The organism is Sphingopyxis sp. NFH-91 (assembly GCF_021401285.1).
Taxonomy (GTDB): domain Bacteria; phylum Pseudomonadota; class Alphaproteobacteria; order Sphingomonadales; family Sphingomonadaceae; genus Sphingopyxis; species Sphingopyxis terrae_A.
The window spans coordinates 93,196-112,822 of sequence record NZ_JACBGA010000006.1 but is presented as its reverse complement, the minus strand read 5'-3'; the positions used below and the strand labels follow the sequence as shown (position 1 = coordinate 112,822).

Below are 19,627 nucleotides of genomic sequence, written 5' to 3'. Positions count from 1 at the left end.
TTATCCCCTCTTCAGCGCCGCCTGTGCCGCTGCCAGACGTGCGATGGGCACACGGTAGGGCGAGGCGCTGACATAGTCGAGCCTGGTCTGTTCGCAGAAGTGGATGCTCGGTGCATCACCGCCATGCTCGCCGCAAATGCCCATCTTGATCCCCGCGCGGGCACCACGGCCGCGCTTGGCGGCGATCTCGATCAGCTGTCCGACGCCTTCGACGTCAAGGCTGACGAACGGATCGGTCAGGAAGATGCCCTTGTCGACATATTGCGTCAGGAAGCGGCTGGCGTCGTCGCGGCTGATACCGATCGTCGTCTGGGTCAGGTCATTGGTGCCGAAGCTGAAGAATTCGGCCGTTTCCGCGATTTCGCCCGCCATCAGCGCGGCGCGCGGCAGCTCGATCATCGTGCCGACAAGATAGGCGATCTCGCGCCCCTTTTCGGCGAACACCGCCTTTGCCTGCGCGTCAACGACCGCCTTCATCAGATCGAATTCGCGGCGCGTCGCGACCAGCGGGATCATCACCTCGGGGATCGGCGCCGCGCCGGTTTCGGCGGCGACGTCGCACGCCGCCTCGAAGATCGCGCGCGCCTGCATCTCGTAGATTTCGGGGTAAGTGACGCCAAGGCGGCAACCGCGGTGGCCGAGCATCGGATTGAATTCATGGAGTTCGTTCGCCCGCGCCTTCAGCGCCTCGACCCCCACCTCTGCCGCGGCGGCGACATCGGCAAAATCCTCCTCGCGCGTCGGCAGGAATTCGTGCAGCGGCGGGTCGAGCAGCCGGATCGTGACCGGCAGCCCCGCCATCACGCCGAAGATTGCGGCAAAGTCGCCGCGCTGTTCGGGCAGCAGCTTGGCGAGCGCGGCGCGGCGGCCGTCCTCGCTGTCGGCCAGGATCATCTCGCGCACCGCGGTGATCCGCGCGGCGTCGAAGAACATATGCTCGGTGCGGCAAAGTCCGATACCCTCGGCACCGAAATCGCGCGCGACCTGCGCGTCGGCGGGGGTTTCGGCGTTGGTGCGCACCTTCATGCGGCGCACCTTGTCGGCCCAGCCCATCAGCGTGCCGAAATCGCCGACCAGCTCGGGCTGGAGCGTCGGAACCTCGCCCGCCATCACTTCGCCGGTCGACCCGTCGAGCGTGATGACATCGCCTTCGCGAAGCTCGCGCCCCGCGACGCGCAGCACGCGCGCATTGCCGTCGATCGCCAGCCCGCCGGCGCCCGAGACGCAGGGGCGCCCCATGCCGCGCGCAACCACCGCCGCGTGGCTCGTCATCCCGCCGCGCGCGGTCAGGATGCCCTTGGCGGCGTGCATGCCGTGGATATCCTCAGGCGACGTCTCGACGCGGACGAGGATCACCGCCTCGCCCATGCCAGCGGCCTTTTCGGCGCTGTCGGCGTCGAACATGATCTTGCCCGACGCGGCGCCGGGGCTGGCGGGCAGCCCCTTGGTCAGAACGTCGCGCGGCGCCTTGGGATCGAGCGTCGGGTGGAGCAGTTGGTCGAGCGCGCCAGGATCGACACGGCCGACCGCTTCCTCTTCGGAAATCAGCCCTTCGGCCGCCATTTCGACCGCGATGCGCAGCGCCGCCTTGGCCGTGCGCTTGCCGCTGCGCGTCTGCAGCATCCACAGCGTTCCGCGTTCGACGGTGAATTCGATATCCTGCATGTCGCGGTAATGGGTTTCGAGCGTGTCGAAGACGCGGCCCAGTTCCCCGAAGGTTTCGGGCATCGCCTCTTCCATCGACAGCGGCTTGGCCCCCGCCTTTTCGCGCGCGATTTTCGTCAGATACTGCGGGGTGCGGATGCCGGCGACGACGTCCTCTCCCTGCGCGTTGATCAGCCATTCGCCGTACCAGGCGCGCTCGCCCGTCGCGGGGTCGCGCGTGAACGCCACACCGGTCGCCGAGGTGTCGCCCATATTGCCGAACACCATTGCCTGCACATTGACCGCGGTGCCCCATTCGCCGGGAATGCTGTTCAGGCGGCGATAGACTTTCGCCCGGTCGCTTTCCCAGCTCGCAAAGACGGCGCCGATCGCGCCCCACAGCTGGTCCTTCGGTTCCTGCGGAAAGGGTGCGCCGGTCTCGCGCTCGACGATCGCCTGATATTCCTTGACCAGCGCCTGCCAGTCTTCAGCCGACATCTCCGTGTCGAGGAAAAAGCCCTTGTCTTCCTTGGCGATTTCCAGCGCTTCCTCGAACTCGGCATGGTCCAGGCCCATGACGACGTCGGCGTACATCTGGATGAAGCGGCGATAGCTGTCCCACGCGAAACGCGGGTCGCCCGAGGCTTCGGAAAGCCCCGCGACGGTCGCATCGTTGAGCCCGAGGTTGAGGACGGTGTCCATCATCCCCGGCATCGACACGCGCGCGCCCGACCGGACCGAAACGAGCAGCGGGTTCGCCGCGTCGCCGAAACGCTTGCCGGTGATCCCCTCGATATGCGCGATGCCGCTTTCGACGTCGGCGGTCAGCCCGTCGGGAAACGCTTCGCCATTGGCGTAATAGGCGGTGCAGACGTCGGTGGTGATCGTAAAGCCCGGCGGGACCGGCAGGCCGATCGACGCCATTTCGGCAAGATTCGATCCCTTGCCGCCCAGCAATTCCTTCGAACGCTCGGCCGTCGTGGCCGCGCCGCCGAACAAATGCACCATCTTCGTCATGTCTTACTCCTGCTGCCCCGGGGAGGAGGTCGCGGCTGGATAGGTATGCAATCGCGGTTGGTCGATTCAGTTTTACTTCGTTCGTTATAAGCTCTGGCGGATAGCTGGCGCGTCAGCCCTCGATCTTCGAGAAATCGGCAACGCCATGCACCGCGCCGGTAAATCGCGCGAGCAGGCCGAGCCGATAGGAGCGCACCGCTTCATCGGGATCGTTGATCATCACGCCGTCGAAAAAGGCGTCGATCGGCGCGCGCAGGCTGGCGAGCGCCGCCATAGCGTCGGTAAAGCGTTCGTCAGCGACCGCAGCGGACGCCGCGGGCTCGGCCACGTCGAGCGCGGCGAGCAATGCCGCGTCGGCTTCGGTCGGCGGCGTCGTGGCGGCGGTACCCCTCACCTCGCCCGCCTGCTTCAGGATATTCGCCGCACGCTTGTAACCCGCGAGCAGGTTGCTGCCGTCTTCGGTCGCCATGAAGGCTTGGAGCGCTTTCACGCGAGCGAGCAGGCGGACGAGATCGTCCTCGCCGCCAAGCGCGAACACCGCGTCGATCAGGTCGTGGCGGACGCCGGCTTCGCGTTGCTGGACCTTGAGGCGGTCGGCGAAGAAATCAATAACGCCAACACCGGCCTCCCGGGCATCGATTGGCTTGCCATTATACTCGCCCGCAGCATCAAGCAGCTGCTTTACGGCAGCGATTGCCGACAAGCCCACTGCGCCCTGCCCAACTAGGTGGCTCAGTCGCACCCGGATTCCGTTCGCTAAGATTAGCGAGATAGTACCGAGTGCCGAGCGGCGAAGGGCAAAAGGATCCTTTGATCCGGTGGGTTTTTCGCTGATCGCAAAGAAGGCAGAAATCGTATCCAGCTTGTCTGCCAGCGCCACAGCCACCGTCACCGGCGCGGTCGGCACGTCGTCACCCTGCCCGACCGGCTTGTAATGATCGCGAATTGCGTCGGCGACCGCGTCGGGCAGGCCTTGGGCGCGGGCGTAATAGCCGCCCATCAGGCCCTGCAATTCGGGGAATTCGCCGACCATTTCGGTGACGAGGTCGGCCTTCGCCAGCCGCGCGGCAAGTTCAGCCTGGTCGGCCAACTCCCCCGTCGCCCCCGCGGAGGCGGGGGCCGTTGCGTTTGGCGCATTACCTACAGCGGCTCCCGCCTTCGCGGGGGCGACGATTCCTTCCTCGACCAGCCAGCGCGCCAGCTTCGCGACGCGTTCTACCTTGTCGGCAACCGTGCCGAGCTTTTCGTGGAAGGTGATGTTCGCCAGCTTCTCGGCGTGCTGCGCGAGCGTCTTTTTCTGGTCCTGTTCCCAGAAGAAGCGCGCGTCCGAAAGCCGCGCCGCCAGTACCTTACGATTGCCCGCAACGATCTCCGCGCCGCCGTCCTTGGCGTCGATATTCGCGGTGCAGACGAAGCCGTTGGCAAGCTTGCCGTCGGCGCCGTTCACGACGAAATATTTCTGGTTCACGCGCGCGGTCAGCTGAATGACCTCGGGCGGCACCTCCAGGAACGCTTCGTCGAAGCGGCCGAGCAGCGGCACCGGCCATTCGGTGAGGCCGGCATTCTCGATCACCAGCGCCTCGTCCTCGACAAGGCTCAGCCCGGCGTCGGCCGCGGCTTTCGCAGCACCTTCGCGAACGATCGCCTGCCGCTCCTCATGGTCGACGATGACGTGGCACGCGCGCAGCTTTTCGGCATAATCCGCCGCCGAGCCGATGGTGATTTCGCCGGGGCAATGAAAGCGGTGGCCGCGCGTCACGAAACCGCTGGCGATCCCGCCTATCTCGCACGGCACAAGCTCGTCGCCGAAGATCGCGACGATCCCAGACAGCGGGCGGACCCAGCGCAGGCTTTCGCTGCTCGCGCTTTCCTTCCCCCAGCGCATCGACTTGGGCCAGGCAAAGCCGCGAACGATCGCGGGGATCGCCTCGGCGAGCACTTCGGTCGTCGCACGGCCGGGCTTGTCGATGACGGCGAACCACACGCCGTCGCGGTCTTCGAGCTGATCCTGCGTCAGCCCGGTCTTGCGCAAAAAGCCTTCGAGCGCCTGCGGCGGCGCGCTGCTGCGCGGGCCCTTGAGCTCCTCGCTGACCGCAGCGGTCGCTTGCGGAAGCCCCCTGGCGATCAGCGCAAGGCGGCGCGGGGTCGACCAGATGGTCAGATCGCCGACATCGATGCCCGCTGCCGCCATCTGCGCGCGGAACAGCTTTTCCAGCTCGGCGCGCGCACCCGCCTGCATCCGCGCCGGGATTTCCTCGCTGCGCAGTTCGAGAAGAAAATCGGTCACAGCGTCCACCCCGGATATTTTTCGGTCCAGCGTTCCGACTGACTATCGATCCACGCCTTGCAGCTTCCCTTCGCAAGATCGCGGACGCGCGCCATATAGTTGGCGCGTTCCTGCACGCTGATCACGCCGCGCGCTTGCAAGAGGTTGAACAAATGGCTCGCCTCGATCGCCTGATCATAGGCGGCGAGCGGAACATTCGCCGCGATCGCACGCTTGCATTCGTCTTCGGCCGCCTTGAAGCCCGCGAACAGCGTATCGGTATCGGCAACCTCGAAATTCCATTTCGAGAATTGGCGCTCGTTTTCGAGGAAGACGTCGCCATAGCTCAAACCCGGCACGTCGCCGACGGGGTCGGAGAAGCGCAGGTCGTACACATTGTCGACATTCTGGATATACATGGCGAGGCGTTCGAGCCCGTAGGTCAGCTCGCCCGCAACCGGTTTACAGTCGAAGCCGCCCATCTGCTGAAAATAGGTGAACTGGGTGACTTCCATCCCGTCGCACCAGACTTCCCAGCCCAGCCCCCATGCGCCAAGCGTCGGCGATTCCCAGTCATCCTCGACGAAACGGATGTCGTGGAGCAGCGGATCGATGCCGATCGCCGCAAGGCTGCCGAGATATTGCTCCTGCAGGTCGGCGGGCGACGGTTTCAGGATCACCTGATATTGATAATAATGCTGAAGGCGGTTCGGGTTCTCGCCATAGCGGCCATCGGTAGGCCGGCGGCTCGGCTGGACATAGGCGACATTCCACGGCTCCGGCCCCAGACTGCGCAGCGTCGTCGCCGGGTGAAACGTCCCCGCGCCCACCCGCATGTCATAAGGCTGCAGGATCGCACAGCCCCGCGCGCTCCAATAATCGTGAAGCGTCAGGATCATGTCCTGAAAGCTGAGTGGTTTCTTTTCTGCCGTATCGGCCACGAGTCCACATCTTTCGCAGGTGCAACAATCGCCGCCGCCCTTGGCGCAGCGGGCGCGCAGGGTCAAGGCTCGGTACCATTTGGTCGACGATCAAATCGCGCGCCCTGTCACGGTCACAAAACTTTTTGTCATGTTTTGTTGACATGGTCAGCGAATCGCGACATATAGTCATGCATACCTGACATAAAGACAGGTTGACGTGACCAGGACATGATCCAAGGAGACCCATTATGATCGCTCGCACCATCATCCTCGCCCTCTCGCTCGCTCTGGTCGGCACGCCCGCGCTCGCCGCGACCGCCGATGAAGCGCCCACCGCCACCGTCCGCATCCACGACCTCAAGCTGACGAGCGCCAAGGGGCGCGAGCGGCTGGAATCGCGCGTTCACAGCGCTGCCCGCCAGATTTGCGCTACCTCGGCTCGCGGTCTTGCCGCGCGCAATTCGGAAAATGCCTGCATGGCGACTGCCCTCGCCGCCGCAAAGCCGCAGATTGAACGCGCCATTGCCCGCGCCGACGGCGGTACCCAGCTGGCGCTGCTGATGATCAAGCCCGGCCGCTGATCCCCTCCTTCGGGCTTCGTCCGCGTCGATGCTCCCCGGTGTCGGCAGGCGACTTGAGCTGGAGCGCGGCCGACGCGGCGGCGCTCCAGCCTCTTGATCCCGAAAATCCCGGCGGCCAAGCATCGCGTTTCGATCGGCTGACAAAAGGATAGCGATTGTGACTATATGCAGGCCCGAAGGGATCCTATTGGCGAGGCGCCGATGAACAACAAACTGAAAGTCCTCCGCGCAATGCGCAATTGGAGCCAAGCCGAACTGGCCGACCGGCTCGACGTGTCGCGGCAGGCAGTAAATGCAATCGAGACAGGGAAATACGACCCGTCTTTACCGCTCGCTTTCAAGCTGGCCCGACTATTCGAAATGCCGATCGAAGACATTTTCGACGACGGCTTTGCAGGACAGGAATGATGACGAACATGCCGAAGGAACGCCGCGCCGGTCCCGGTTATCTGTGGCCGGTTGCCATCATCATGATAGCCGGAGCCGTTGCTGGCGCTTTCGCCGGTTATAGCGACGGCCTGGCCGAAACCGGCGGCCAGCCGTTGCCGACATGGGCGGGCCCGGTGGCGGCGCTCGTCCTCGCACTGGCCGGCATGGCGCTCTATATCCGCCTGAACCGCGAAGCCTGGGCCGGCTGGTCGCCGCGCAAGCGCCTCTATTGGGTGACGATGGTCGCGTCGATGAGCCTTGGCGCGGGGGTTGCGCTGACGCTCCAGGTTGCGCAGGGGTCGGGCGATCTGGCGAGCAATGCGCCCTTGACCCCTGCAACCGCGATCATCGTCTCGGCGATCTGGGTTGTCGGGATGAGCGTCGCCAGCCTATTCTATTTCCGCGCAGTCGACGATCATGAACGCCACGCCTATTATCTGGGAAGCGTCGCCGGCTTCCATGCCTTTGTGATCGCCTGCCCCGTGTGGTGGGTCGCCGCCCGAGCGAGCCTCGCGCCGCCGGTCGATGCCATGGCGCTCTTTGTCCTGACGCTCGCCGTCAACCTGATCGTCTATCTCTGGTTCAAATATCGCTGATTATCAGCGAACCTCTTGCCCCTCCCCTTTTTGAAACGAAAGCAGGCCCGATGACCTCCTTCTTCCGCAAACTGGCGCTCAGCTGCGCGATCATTCCCCTCGCCCAATGCGCGGTCGTGCCGGGACACAATAGCGCCGCGGCGCAGGATGCCACCGCGCCCGCCGCGGCAACGACGACCGCGATCAAACCCGCGCTGTGGGCAGTGAAGGACGACGACACCACCGTCTATCTGTTCGGCACCGTGCATGTGCTGAAGCCCGGATTGAGCTGGTTCGACGGCGCCGTGAAAGACGCGTTCGACAAATCGGACGAACTCAAACTCGAACTCGTGCTGCCCGAAGATCAGAATGAGGTGGCGAAGGAAACCATGGCGCTGGCATTGGACCAGAGCGGAACGGCGCTTTCGTCGCGGCTCGATCCGGAAGCGCTTGCGGCCTATCAGGCGGCGATGACCAGCCTGGGCCTGCCGCCCGCCAGCTTCGACGGCTTCAAGCCGTGGTTTGCGGGGATCACGCTGTCGGTGCTGCCGCTGACCAAAATGGGCTACAACCCCGAAGAGGGCGCCGAAAAGCAGTTGAGCAATGCGGCAAAGGCGGCCGCCAAGCCGATCTCCGGGTTCGAAACGCTCAGCGAACAGCTCGGCTTTTTCGATGCCCTGCCCATGTCCAGCCAGATCGCCTTCCTCAACGTCATGGTCAACGATCTCGACAAGCTGGGGCCGCAGCTCGACACGATGGTCGGGCAATGGGGGGCCGGCGATCCGGCTGCGCTCGCCGAAACGATGAACGAGGGGCTTGCCGAAACGCCCGACGTCGCCAAGACGTTGCTGTGGGCTCGCAACGCGCGCTGGGCCGAACAGATCGAGGCGCGCATGGCGCAGCCGGGCACGGTTTTCGTCGCAGTCGGCGCGGGCCATCTGGCGGGAGCAAAGAGCGTGCAGGATTATCTCAAGGAGCGCGGGTTGAAGGTGACGCGCATCCAGTGAGGCAGCGGGGCGCCCTTGCCTTTCGGTCCTGGGGTCGCCGCGCCGCGGCGGCCCTTTTGCCGTTGCTGCTGCTCGCCTGCAAAGCTGCGACGCCAGTTACCGAAGCGCATCCGGCGATGTGGCTGGTCGAAGACGCCGACACGCGCATCTTCCTGCTCGGCTCGATGCACGCGCTTCCCGCCGGCACGCGCTGGGACGGCGGGAAGGTCGGCGCGGCGATTGCGGCGGCCGACGAATTGGTCCTCGAACTGGCGCCCGATCAACTCGCGGCTGCAGGCGCGGTGTTCCGCGAACTCGCACCGCGCAGCACGCCGCTGGCGATGGAGCGCCGGCTCGATCCGGCGGCGCTTGCCGCCTATCGCAAGATAGAAGGCGCGGGCAGCGGTTTCGGCGGCGATGCGCTCGACGACTGGGCAATCCTGGTGCTGATGGGCCAGCGTGTCGCGCAGCAGGCCGATTTGTCGCCCGAAAATGGCGTCGAAGCCCGGCTGACGCAGCGCTTTTCCGACGCCGGAAAGCCGATCGGCGGGCTGGAGACGGCGCGGGGGCAGTTGACGCTGTTCGAAACGCTCGACGCCGCAACGCAGCGCCGCCTGCTGACGCGCGCGCTCGCCAATTCGGCAAGCGGCGTCGCCGACGTGAAGGCGATGAACGCCGCCTGGGCGCGCGGCGACGTCGCCGCACTCGAAAAGGTGGTGAACGAGGACGTCGACGCGGTCCCGGCCGCGCGCGCCGCGATCATCACCGATCGCAACCGGCGCTGGACCAAGTGGGTGGAGCAGCGCATGGCGAAACCCGGCACGGTGCTGATCGCGGTCGGTGCGGGACATCTGGTGGGCGCTGACGGCGTTCCCGCCGATCTGGAAGCGGCCGGATACCGGGTGGTGAGGATGCAATAGCCGGGCGGCAAGACGGGATGCGATACCGACATTCGCCTTTTCGCCGACCCGATCCCCTTTTCCCGCATCGCGCTTGCCTTTCCGCCGGTTCCCGGCTATGCGCCCCCGCTTCCGCCATGGTCATCCCTGGAGGCGTGACGGATATGTGCAACTGTTTCTCGGAGAAATGATATGAGCGATCAGCTGACGCTGACGGCCGAGACGCGCGAACGTGCAGGCAAGGGAGCCTCGCGTGACCTGCGTCGCAATGGCCGCGTCCCCGCCGTCGTCTATGGCGGCAACGAAGAACCCCTGATGATCCACGTCGAAGAAAAGCTGCTGATGAAGCAGCTGATGACGGGTCACTTCATGAACTCGGTCGTGATGATCGAAGTGGGCGGCAAGACCGTCCGCACCTTGCCCAAGGACGTCGCCTTTCATCCCGTCAAGGATCGCCCGATCCATGCGGACTTCCTGCGCATCTCGAAGGACGCCAAGGTCCATGTCGAAGTGCCGGTGGTGTTCGCCAACGAAGAAGCCTCGCCCGGCCTGAAGCGCGGCGGCGTGCTGAACATCGTTCGTCACGAGCTGGAACTCGTCTGCGAAGCGGACAAGATCCCCGACGAAATCAGCATCGACGTCACCGGCTTCGACGTCGGCGATTCGATCCACATCAGCAACGTCGCTCTGCCCAAGGGTGTCGAGAGCGCGATCAGCGATCGCGACTTCACGATTGCGACCATCGTCGCTCCGTCGGCGCTCAAGTCGAGCGACGGCGACACGACGAAGGACGAAGGCGAAGCCGCCGAAGGCGAAGCCTAACGCTTACCGGATGCGCCCCTCCCCGGCGGGAGGGGCGTTTCCATCGGACCCGGGAAAGGCACCGCAATGCAGCTCTGGGTCGGCCTCGGCAATCCCGGGCCTCAATATGCGATGAACCGGCATAATGTCGGCTTCATGGCGATCGACGTAATCGCCGACATTCATCAATTCGCGCCGCCCGCCAAGAAATTTCAGGGCTGGCTGCAGGACGGCCGCATCGGCCGAACCCGCATTCTGCTGCTCAAGCCCGGCACCTTCATGAACGAAAGCGGTCGCAGCGTGCGCGCCGCGATGGATTTCTACAAGCTCGCGCCGCAGGACGTGACCGCCTTCTACGACGAACTCGACCTTGCGCCGATGAAGGTGAAGGTCAAACAGGGCGGCGGCGCGGCCGGACATAACGGCATCCGCAGCATGATCCAGCATATCGGCGACGATTTCCGCCGCGTCCGCATCGGCATCGGTCATCCGGGGCACAAGGACCGCGTGACGGGCCATGTCCTCGGCAATTACCACAAGACCGAGATCGAACCGCTGACCGACCTGCTTGGCGCGATCGCCGCCGAAGCGAGCTGGCTTGCCGAGGGCGACGACGTGCGGTTCCAGAACGATCTGGCGCTGCGGCTGCAACCATGACGCTGATCCGCGCCGCGACGCCGGCCGATCGCGACGCCGCGGTCGCCCTGTGGCAAAGCTGCGACCTCACCCGGCCCTGGAACGACCCGGACGCCGACTTCGATCGCGCGCTCGGCCACGACGCCGCGACGATCCTGCTCGCCGAAGCCGGACGCGCGATCGTCGGCACGATCATGGTCGGCTTCGACGGCCACCGCGGCTGGGTCTATTATCTGGGCGTCCAGCCCGACCGGCGCGGCAGCGGGATCGCGCGCGGTCTGCTCGATGCCGGCTGCGACTGGCTGCGGGCGCGGGGCTGTCCGAAGGTGGAATTGATGGTTCGGGATGGAAATCCCGCCGCGGGGCTCTATGAGCGCCTCGACTGGGATTTGCAGCCGGTGCGGGTCTTTGCCCGCCGGCTTGATTAAAAGGGTAGGAAAATGGGTTTCAAATGCGGGATCGTCGGGCTGCCGAACGTCGGCAAGTCGACGCTGTTCAACGCGCTGACCGAGACGCAGGCGGCGCAGGCGGCGAATTATCCCTTCTGCACGATCGAACCGAATATCGGCAATGTCGCGGTGCCCGACGCGCGGCTCGACAAGCTCGCGGCGATCGCGGGCAGTCAGAAGATCATCCCGACGCAGCTCGCCTTCGTCGATATCGCCGGCCTCGTGCGCGGCGCGTCGAAGGGCGAAGGACTCGGCAACCAGTTCCTCGGCAACATCCGCGAAGTCGACGCGATCATCCACGTCCTGCGCTGTTTCGAGGATGACGACATCCAGCATGTCGAGAACAAGGTCGACCCGGTCGCCGACGCCGAGACGGTCGAGACCGAACTGCTGCTTTCCGACCTCGAAAGCCTGGAAAAGCGTGTTCCCGCTTTCGCGAAAAAGGCCGCGCAGGGCGACAAGGAAGCCAAGGCCGCAGCATCGGTGCTCGGCCAGGCGCTCGATCTGCTGCGCGACGGCAAGCCCGCGCGTCTGACCGATCCGAAGGATGCCGATGAAGAGCGCATCCTCCGGCAGGCGCAGCTGCTGACCAGCAAGCCCGTCCTCTATGTCTGCAATGTCGAAGAAGCGAATGCCGCGACCGGCAACGCGCACAGCGAAGCCGTTTTCGCGCGCGCCAAGGCCGAGGGCGCTCAGGCGGTGATCGTCTCGGCAGCGATCGAAAGCGAACTCGTCGGCATGGACGGCGAAGAACGCATGATGTTCCTCGAGGAAATGGGGCTGCACGAAACGGGCCTCGCGCGCGTGATCCGCGCGGGATATGAGCTGCTCCACCTGCTGACCTTCTTCACCGTCGGCCCGAAGGAAGCGCGCGCCTGGACCGTCCATACCGGCGCGACCGCGCCGGAGGCGGCGGGCGAAATCCACAGCGATTTCCAGAAGGGCTTCATTCGCGCCGAAACCATCGCCTATGACGATTATGTCGCGCTGGGCGGTGAAGCCAAGGCGCGCGAAGCCGGCAAGCTGCGCGCCGAAGGCAAGGCCTATGTCGTGCACGACGGTGACGTCATGCACTTCCTGCACAGCTAGGCCGCGCTGCGCCCTGAAACTTCGTCATTGCGGGCTAAGCGAGGCAATCTCCAGCCATCGACCCTGCGTACGGACGACAGCGGGCGATTGCGTCGTCGCTGCGCTCCGCGCGATGACGTCAGGGCTCGAAAGCCGCCAGTATCGGGCAAGGACCCTTGTCGGTCGCGGCGCACTGGTCCGCCAACCGCGCGAGCGCGGCGCGGGTTTCACTCATCTGGGCAATCTTGGCGTCGAGCGCGGCGATGCGCTGGCGGGCGAGGCTGCGGACCCGCGCACGATCGTCGCTCTGTTCAAGCTCCAGCAGCTCGGCGATTTCCTCGAGCGTGAAGCCCGACCCTTGTGCCGACCGGATGAATTTCAGCCGGCGGACATCGTCGGCATCATAGCGACGGATGCCGGCGCCCCACCCCTCGCCGCCACTGCGCGCGGGCGTCGTCATCAACCCGCGGCGCTGATAATAACGGACCGTTTCGACCCCGACGCCGCCCGCTTCCGCCAGTTTTCCGATCGAAAGCTGCATCGCTTGACTCCGTACCATGGTACGGAGGTTATACAGGCGGCATGACACAGACAGCAACCCTCTACCGCATGGTCATGCCACAGCATATCTGTCCCTATGGCCTGAAAGCGAAGCATCTCCTCGAACGAAAGGGCTTCACCGTCGACGATCATTGGCTGGAGACGCGCGCGCAAACCGACGCGTTCAAGGCCGAACATGGCGTCAAGACGACGCCGCAGACCTTTATCGATGGCCGCCGGATCGGCGGCTATGACGATCTGCGCCGCCATTTCGGCCTTGCCGTCCGCGATCCGGGAGCGACGAGCTATACGCCCGTGATCGCACTGTTCGCGATGACCGCGCTGATGGCGCTCGCCGCGAGCTTCGCCGCCTACGGCAGCCCCTTCACCCTGCGCGCCGCCGAATGGTTCATTTCGTTCAGCATGATCGTTCTGGCGCTGCTCAAGCTGCAGGACGTCGAGAGCTTCTCGACGATGTTCCTCAATTATGACCTGCTCGCGCGGCGCTGGGTTCCCTATTCGTATGTCTACCCCTTTGCCGAGGGGCTGGCCGGGGTTCTGATGACCGCGCACGCCATCCCCTGGCTGTCGATCCCGGTCGCGCTGTTCATCGCCATCATCGGCGCAGTGTCGGTCTTCAAGGCGGTCTATATCGACCGCCGCGACATCAAATGCGCCTGCGTCGGCGGCAGCAGCAAGGTTCCGCTGGGCTTCGTGTCGCTGACCGAAAATCTGATGATGATCGCGATGGCGCTCTGGATGCTGCGCGGAGCCATCGCATGAGCGGCGCGATCGACCGGCGCTCGCTGCTGGCGGCAGGCGGAGCGGCGGCGCTTGTCCCGTGGCTGCCAGCCTGGGCGCAACCGATCGCGTCGGGGCTGCCGACGGTCGGCGGCGCCGATATCCGCCTGACCATCGCACACCGGATGCTGACCGCCGACGGCAAGACCAGCCATGCGATCGGCATAAACGGGACGATCCCGGGCCCGCTGGTGCGGCTGAAGGAAGGCACCACGGCGCGGCTGCACGTCACCAACGCCCTGCCCGACGAGGATAGTTCGATCCACTGGCATGGGCTGATCCTGCCCTTTCATATGGACGGCGTGCCGGGCATCAGCTTTCCCGGGATCGCGCCGGGCGCGACGTTTACTTATGAATTTCCGGTGCGGCAGTCGGGGACCTATTGGTATCACAGCCATTCGGGGCTGCAGGAACAGATGGGCCATTACGGCCCGATCGTCATCGACCCCGCCGAGCCAGATCCCGTCGCCTATGACCGCGAGCATGTGATCGTCCTGTCCGACCACAGCGCGCTGCACCCGCACGCGATCTTCAAAAAGCTCAAGCAGATGGGCGGCTATTTCAACCACAACAAGCAGACGCTTGCGGGGTTGATCGCGGGCCGCGACCAGCCGCTGAACGACCGTGTCGCCTGGGGCGCGATGCGGATGGACCCGACCGACATCAGCGACGTGACCGCGGCGGCCTATACCTATCTCGTCAACGGCCACGGCCCCGCCGACAATTGGACCGGGTTGTTCGCTGCGGGCGAACGCGTCCGGCTGCGGGTCATCAACGCATCGGCGATGACGACCTTCAACATCCGCGTGCCCGATCTTGCGATGACCGTGGTGCAAGCCGACGGCCTGAACGTCCGTCCCGTGAAAGTGGGCGAATTTCAGATCGGGGTCGCCGAAACCTATGACGTGATCGTCGAGCCGGGAGACCGCGCCTACAGCATCATCGCCGAGAACAGCGACCGATCGGGTATGGCGCGCGCAACGCTCGCGCCGCGCCCCGGCATGACCGCGCCGGTTCCGCCGCTGCGCGCCCGCCCGCTCGCGACGATGCGCGATATGGGTATGGGCGATATGGGTATGGATCATGGCGCGATGGGGCATGGGATGACCGCGCCGGGCGAACCGATGCGGCACAGCATGCGCGACATGAAAAGCGCGCCGACCGTCAAGGACACGCCCACCGTCCAGTCGATCTCGCCGATGCCGGTCGATCGCACCGGCGAGCCCGGACAGGGGCTGGAGGATGTCGCGGACGCGCTGACCTATCGCGATCTCGTCGCGCTTGATCGTAACCCCGATACCCGCGTGCCGTCGCGTCAGATGCAGATCCATCTGACCGGCAATATGGAACGCTATATGTGGGCGTTCGACGGGGTGAAGATGAACGAGGTCACCGCCCCCATTCCCTTCACGCTGGGCGAGCGCGTGCGCGTGACGCTGGTCAATGACACGATGATGACGCACCCCATCCATCTGCACGGTCATTTCTTCGAACTGGTCACGGGCAAGGGCGAACATGCCCCGCGCAAGCATACGGTGAATGTCCAGCCAGGCGGCAAGGTAACCTTCGACCTGACCGCCGATGCGCCGGGCGACTGGGCCTTTCACTGTCACCTCCTCTATCACATGCACGCCGGGATGATGCAGGTCGTGACGGTGCGCGCGGCGGAGGATGTGGCATGATTCCGATCGCCCTTCTCCTGCTGGCCGCGCAACCCGACGCGATGGCGCATCCCGCCCCCGCGCCCGGCTGTACCGCCGAACATGCCGCCATGGGCCATTGCACGATGCCGAAGGCGGAACCTCCGCCGCCGCCCCCATCGCCGCCTTGCTCGCCCGAGCATGCGGCGATGGGCCATTGCACAATCCCTGCGCCGCCCCCGTCCCCCGCCTGCCCGCCCGAACACGCCGCGATGGGGCACTGCATGCCAGACGAGCCCACGACAGCCCCACCCCCCTCGCCGCCCGTCGACAACGCGCCGCCGCCGCCCGCGCCGCGCGTCGATGCCGCCGATGCGATCTTCGGCGCCGACGCGATGGCACCGGTCCGCGCCCGGCTCTACGCCGAGCATGGCGGCGGCAGCATTTCCAAGGTCATGCTCGATCAAGCCGAAGTCCGCGTCGGCTCCGGCGAAACCACCTATAGCTGGGACGGCGAAGCCCGCTTCGGGGGGGACATCGACAAGCTCGTCATCAAAAGCGAGGGCGAAGGCGCCTTCGGCGGCGCGTTCGACCGCGGCGAGGGGCAGCTATTGTGGAGCCGCGCCATCGGCCCCTATTTCGATTTCCAGACCGGGCTGCGTCAGGATGTCGGCCCCGGCCCCTCGCCCACTTACGCGGTTGTCGGCGTCGAAGGACTCGCCCCCTATTGGTTCGACGTCGAAGCGGCGCTGTTCCTGTCGGACAAGGGCGATGTCACCACCCGCATCGAAGGCAGCTACGACCAGCGCATCACCCAGCGCCTGATCCTGCAGCCGACGGCGGAGATGAACTTCGCGCTTCAGGACGTGCGCGAACAGGGCATTGGCGCCGGGCTGTCGAGTGCCGAACTGGGCCTGCGCCTGCGCTATGAGATTGCCCGCGAATTCGCGCCCTATCTGGGCTATGTCTGGGAAGGCAAGATCGGCCGCTCTGCGCAGTTGGCGCGCGCCGTCGGCAACGACCCGTCGCGGTCCAGCGTCGTTGCCGGGATCCGCTTCTGGTTCTGACCCCGCCGCCAAGATCATTGATGTGACGCATGACTAGTCTATCTGGGGAGCACGATTCGTTTCCCCCCGGAGTCCCGCCATGTTCTCGCGCCGCAATTTCCTTGCCACCGCCACGCTTGCCGGCTTGTCCGCCCCGGCGATATTGCGCGCCGAGGCCGGTTTCTTTCGCGATTTCCCGTTCAGCCTCGGCGTCGCCGCCGGCGATCCCGCGAGCGACGGTTTCGTCATCTGGACCCGCCTCGCGCCCGACCCGATGGCGCCGCACGGCGGCATGCCGCTGGTTCCGGTTCCGGTCGAATGGGAAGTCGCCGAGGACGGCGGCTTTCGCAAGGTCGTCGCGAACGGCACCGAACTGGCGCGCCCCGAGCTTGGCCATAGCGTCCATGTCGAGGTTGCCGGGCTGCAGCCCAGCCGCCCCTATTATTACCGCTTCACCGCTGGCGGCGAACGCAGCCTGCGCGGCCGCGCCCGCACGCTGCCCGCGACCGGCGCGCGCACCGATCAGGTCAAGTTCGGGGTTTGCGGCTGCCAGCATTATGAATCGGGCTTCTATGGCGCCTATCGCCATCTTGCCCGCGAAGAGCTGGATTTCGTCTACCATTATGGCGACTTCATCTACGAATATCAGCAGGACTATCTTTACGACAGTGGCCTGCCGATCCGGCCGGTGCGCAAATATGCGCTCCGCGGGCTTCAGGATCTGAGCGATTTCCGCACCGCCTATACCCAGACGCTGCTCGACATCGACATGCAGGCGGCACGCTCGGCGCATGGCTTCATCTCGACCTTCGACGACCATGAAATCCGCAACGACTGGGTATCGGTCTATGACGACTGGAAGATGGGCCTCGACGGCAACGATCCCGACGCTCCGCCGCCCGAAGTCTTCATGCTGCGCCGGCAGGCCGCGTTCCAGGCGTGGTACGAACATATGCCGGTGCGCAAGGCGCTGTTGCCGCGCGGCGGCTTCATCGCCGCGAACCGCGAATTCCGCTATGGCGACCTGATGGCGATGCAGGTGCTCGACACCCGCCAGTATCGCGACAACCAGCCGTGCGGCGACGGGTTCAAGCCCGCCTGCCCCGATGTCTTTGCAAAGAATGCGCAAATTCTCGGCAAGGCGCAGGAAGAGTGGCTGGCGAAAAACCTGGCGCAAGGCGGCGCGACGTGGAACGCGATCGCGCAGCAGGTGACGATGATGTCGCTCGACCGGCGGCGCAAGGCCGACGAGCCCGAAAAGATCGTCAACCTCGACAGCTGGGCGGGCTATGAGGCGCCGCGCGAACGCATTCTGTCGCGCTTCGCCGGTCTCAAGAACTGCGTCGTACTGACGGGCGACGAGCATCAGAATTTCTGCGGCGATCTGGTGCTCAAGGACAAGGTCGTCGGCGCAGAATTCGTTGCCACCTCGATCAGCAGCGGCGGCGACGGCAGCGATCTGCGCGCCGGCACCGACCAGTTTCTGAAGCTCAATCCCGAACTCAAATTCGCCAATGACCAGCGCGGCTATGTCGTGTGCGATGTGAACCGCGACGCGTGGCAGACGCACTTCATGGTCGTCGACAAGGTGACGGTGCCGCTGGGCACGCTGTCGAAACGCGCGACGGGTGTCGTCGACAACGGCATCGCCGGGATCAAGATGGCCTGACCCCGGCGGATACCCGTCGCTCAGTCGTTGGGGTCCTTGTATTTGAACGGATTATAGGGCGTCGGCTGCGTCGGCACCGGGAAGCGCGGCAGCGTCTTGTCGCTGTTCGCCGCCGTGACCAGCATCCCCGCCATCACGACCGAAGCCTGGCGCAAATCGTCGGCTTTCAGATGGTCGAAGGTGTCGGCGCTGCTGTGGTGCGTGCGGGATCCATAATCGAGCGGATCCTGGATGAACTGAAACCCCGGCACCCCGACCGACTGCATATAGACATGATCGGTGCCGCTAGTCGGCCCCGCAACGACCTTGCCCGCGCCCATGCTCGTAAAGGGCGCGAGCCAGGATTGCAGGATCGGAACCGCGCCGATATTGCCCTCGGCATAGATGCCGCGCAGCTTGCCCGAGCCATTGTCCATGTTGAAATAGGCCTTGAGGTCGCCGTAACCGGGCCTTGGCGTGATCGGGTACCGGCTCGGCCAGCCATAATAGAGCGCGTTGCCGTCCTCGCCCTCGGTCGGGCCGGGGCGCGCCGCGAGATATTTGTCGACATAGGCGAGCGACCCGAGCAGCCCCTGCTCCTCCGCGCTCCACAGGACGAAGCGGATTGTGCGCTTCGGCCGAATGCCGAGCTTGCGAATGATGCGCGCAGCCTCCATCACGACGGCGCTGCCGGCGCCATTGTCGGTCGCGCCGTCGCCCGCCACCCAGCTGTCGAAATGCGCACCAGCCATGACATAGCCGGCCTTGGGGTCGGTCCCCGGAATTTCAGCGATAATATTATAGGCGCGCGTATCGCTGTCGTCGTAGCGGACGTTGGAATCGATCTCGAGCTGCGGCGGCGCGCCGCTTTTCGCGAGCCGCGCCAGGCGCCGATAATCCTCTGCGGCGAGTTCGATGCCGGGCAGCGTAGGCGAATGGCCGACGCGATAATTATAGCCCTCGCCATGGACGAGCTTGCTGTCGCGATAGGATTGCCGAACCATCGCCAGCGCGCCTTCGGCCTTCAGAAAGGCATCGAGCTTTTCGGCAAACGTCACGCGCTCCAGCCGGCGATTGAGCGCATCGGGATCATATTTGGGCTGGCGAAACTCGTCGATCTTGCCGATGTCGTCGCTGCTCAGGCGGCGAAAGGCCGGCTTGTCGGGCTCGTCACCATCGCCCGGCAGCGACACGAGCACGATCTTGCCGGCGAGCTTGCCCTTCCATTCGGCGAAATGTTCTTCCTTCGACATCGGCGCGACGATGATCGGGGCGGTCACCGGTCCGTTGGTCGACGGCGTCCAGGCAATCGGAATGGCGGTCAGCGCGAGCGGGCGCGGCGCGACCATACGCGCGCTGACCGACAGGATTTCCCATCCGCGGCCGAATTCAAAGCCATCGCGGCGGACATTGGACAGGCCCCAGCCTTCGAACTTTCCGATCGCCCAGGCTTCGGCCCGGCGCATAGCGGGCGAATTGGTCAGGCGTGGACCGATACCGTCGGTCATTTCCTGTGCCGTCTGCATCACCTGGCTGCGATTATAGCCTTCGTCGATGATGCGATTGGTGTCGTCGCCGCTCTGCCCGGTCGCCGGCACGGCCAGACATGCTGCGCCGACCAGCAGCGCCGCCATCAAACCCCTGTTCATGAACGCGTCCCCTTCATTTCGTCCGTGGT

General features: G+C 65.1%; 18 protein-coding genes. 13 read left to right on the top strand and 5 right to left on the bottom strand.

Annotated features, from left to right (window positions below):
• From ppdK to L0963_RS13955, 3 genes are all read right to left on the bottom strand, one after another.
• On the bottom strand, positions 1 to 2,661 hold the full coding sequence (gene ppdK / locus L0963_RS13965; RefSeq protein ID WP_234180141.1) for a pyruvate, phosphate dikinase: 2,661 nt from the start codon (positions 2,659 to 2,661) through the stop codon (positions 1 to 3).
• A 112-nt stretch (positions 2,662 to 2,773) separates the two neighbouring features.
• Positions 2,774 to 4,948, bottom strand: a complete 2,175-nt coding sequence (glyS, locus tag L0963_RS13960; protein WP_234180139.1) for a glycine--tRNA ligase subunit beta — start codon at positions 4,946 to 4,948, stop codon at positions 2,774 to 2,776.
• On the bottom strand, positions 4,945 to 5,826 hold the full coding sequence (locus L0963_RS13955; protein ID WP_234180357.1) for a glycine--tRNA ligase subunit alpha: 882 nt from the start codon (positions 5,824 to 5,826) through the stop codon (positions 4,945 to 4,947). Before L0963_RS13955 ends, glyS begins: the two co-directional genes overlap by 4 nt.
• A gap of 272 nt (positions 5,827 to 6,098) precedes the next feature.
• On the opposite strand from L0963_RS13955, the gene L0963_RS13950 reads away from it, so the two are divergent.
• The 9 genes from L0963_RS13950 to ychF all read left to right on the top strand — a co-directional run bounded on the left by L0963_RS13950 (position 6,099) and on the right by ychF (position 12,295).
• Complete coding sequence (locus L0963_RS13950) at positions 6,099 to 6,431, top strand: UrcA family protein (RefSeq protein ID WP_234180137.1); 333 nt, start codon at positions 6,099 to 6,101, stop codon at positions 6,429 to 6,431.
• A 201-nt stretch (positions 6,432 to 6,632) separates the two neighbouring features.
• Entirely contained in the window at positions 6,633 to 6,839 is a 207-nt protein-coding gene (locus L0963_RS13945; protein WP_062766601.1) for a helix-turn-helix transcriptional regulator, read from the top strand.
• Positions 6,839 to 7,456: a hypothetical protein gene (locus tag L0963_RS13940; protein ID WP_234180135.1), complete on the top strand. Its 618-nt coding sequence runs from the start codon at positions 6,839 to 6,841 to the stop codon at positions 7,454 to 7,456. The genes L0963_RS13945 and L0963_RS13940 overlap by 1 nt, the downstream gene beginning before the upstream one ends.
• Positions 7,457 to 7,506: 50 nt before the next feature.
• Positions 7,507 to 8,442 (top strand): TraB/GumN family protein, encoded by a 936-nt coding sequence (locus L0963_RS13935; RefSeq protein WP_234180133.1) that lies wholly within the window; start codon positions 7,507 to 7,509, stop codon positions 8,440 to 8,442.
• A 56-nt stretch (positions 8,443 to 8,498) separates the two neighbouring features.
• Entirely contained in the window at positions 8,499 to 9,341 is an 843-nt protein-coding gene (locus L0963_RS13930; RefSeq protein ID WP_234180131.1) for a TraB/GumN family protein, read from the top strand.
• 171 nt (positions 9,342 to 9,512) lie between these two features.
• Positions 9,513 to 10,142: a 50S ribosomal protein L25/general stress protein Ctc gene (locus tag L0963_RS13925; RefSeq protein ID WP_003044652.1), complete on the top strand. Its 630-nt coding sequence runs from the start codon at positions 9,513 to 9,515 to the stop codon at positions 10,140 to 10,142.
• A gap of 66 nt (positions 10,143 to 10,208) precedes the next feature.
• Positions 10,209 to 10,778, top strand: coding sequence for an aminoacyl-tRNA hydrolase (pth, locus tag L0963_RS13920; RefSeq protein WP_234180129.1), 570 nt, complete (start codon positions 10,209 to 10,211; stop codon positions 10,776 to 10,778).
• Positions 10,775 to 11,185, top strand: coding sequence for a GNAT family acetyltransferase (locus L0963_RS13915; RefSeq protein ID WP_234180128.1), 411 nt, complete (start codon positions 10,775 to 10,777; stop codon positions 11,183 to 11,185). The genes pth and L0963_RS13915 overlap by 4 nt, the downstream gene beginning before the upstream one ends.
• 12 nt (positions 11,186 to 11,197) lie before the next feature.
• On the top strand, positions 11,198 to 12,295 hold the full coding sequence (gene ychF / locus L0963_RS13910) for a redox-regulated ATPase YchF (RefSeq protein ID WP_003044658.1): 1,098 nt from the start codon (positions 11,198 to 11,200) through the stop codon (positions 12,293 to 12,295).
• A 118-nt stretch (positions 12,296 to 12,413) separates the two neighbouring features.
• On the opposite strand, the gene L0963_RS13905 is transcribed toward ychF, so the two are convergent.
• Positions 12,414 to 12,815, bottom strand: a complete 402-nt coding sequence (locus L0963_RS13905) for a MerR family DNA-binding protein (RefSeq protein WP_003044661.1) — start codon at positions 12,813 to 12,815, stop codon at positions 12,414 to 12,416.
• A gap of 41 nt (positions 12,816 to 12,856) precedes the next feature.
• Between L0963_RS13905 and L0963_RS13900 the strand changes: the two genes are divergently transcribed.
• The 4 genes from L0963_RS13900 to L0963_RS13885 all read left to right on the top strand — a co-directional run bounded on the left by L0963_RS13900 (position 12,857) and on the right by L0963_RS13885 (position 17,970).
• Entirely contained in the window at positions 12,857 to 13,597 is a 741-nt protein-coding gene (locus tag L0963_RS13900; RefSeq protein ID WP_234180125.1) for a glutaredoxin family protein, read from the top strand.
• Complete coding sequence (locus tag L0963_RS13895) at positions 13,594 to 15,297, top strand: copper resistance system multicopper oxidase (protein ID WP_234180123.1); 1,704 nt, start codon at positions 13,594 to 13,596, stop codon at positions 15,295 to 15,297. Before L0963_RS13900 ends, L0963_RS13895 begins: the two co-directional genes overlap by 4 nt.
• Positions 15,294 to 16,322, top strand: coding sequence for a copper resistance protein B (locus tag L0963_RS13890; RefSeq protein WP_234180121.1), 1,029 nt, complete (start codon positions 15,294 to 15,296; stop codon positions 16,320 to 16,322). The genes L0963_RS13895 and L0963_RS13890 overlap by 4 nt, the downstream gene beginning before the upstream one ends.
• Positions 16,323 to 16,401: 79 nt before the next feature.
• Positions 16,402 to 17,970 carry an alkaline phosphatase D family protein gene (locus L0963_RS13885; protein ID WP_062902203.1) on the top strand — a complete coding sequence of 523 codons (1,569 nt, stop codon included), beginning with the start codon at positions 16,402 to 16,404 and terminating at the stop codon, positions 17,968 to 17,970.
• Positions 17,971 to 17,990: 20 nt separating this feature from the next.
• On the opposite strand, the gene L0963_RS13880 is transcribed toward L0963_RS13885, so the two are convergent.
• Positions 17,991 to 19,598, bottom strand: coding sequence for a M20/M25/M40 family metallo-hydrolase (locus L0963_RS13880; RefSeq protein WP_442800565.1), 1,608 nt, complete (start codon positions 19,596 to 19,598; stop codon positions 17,991 to 17,993).
• Between the last annotated feature and the right edge of the window lie 29 nt (positions 19,599 to 19,627).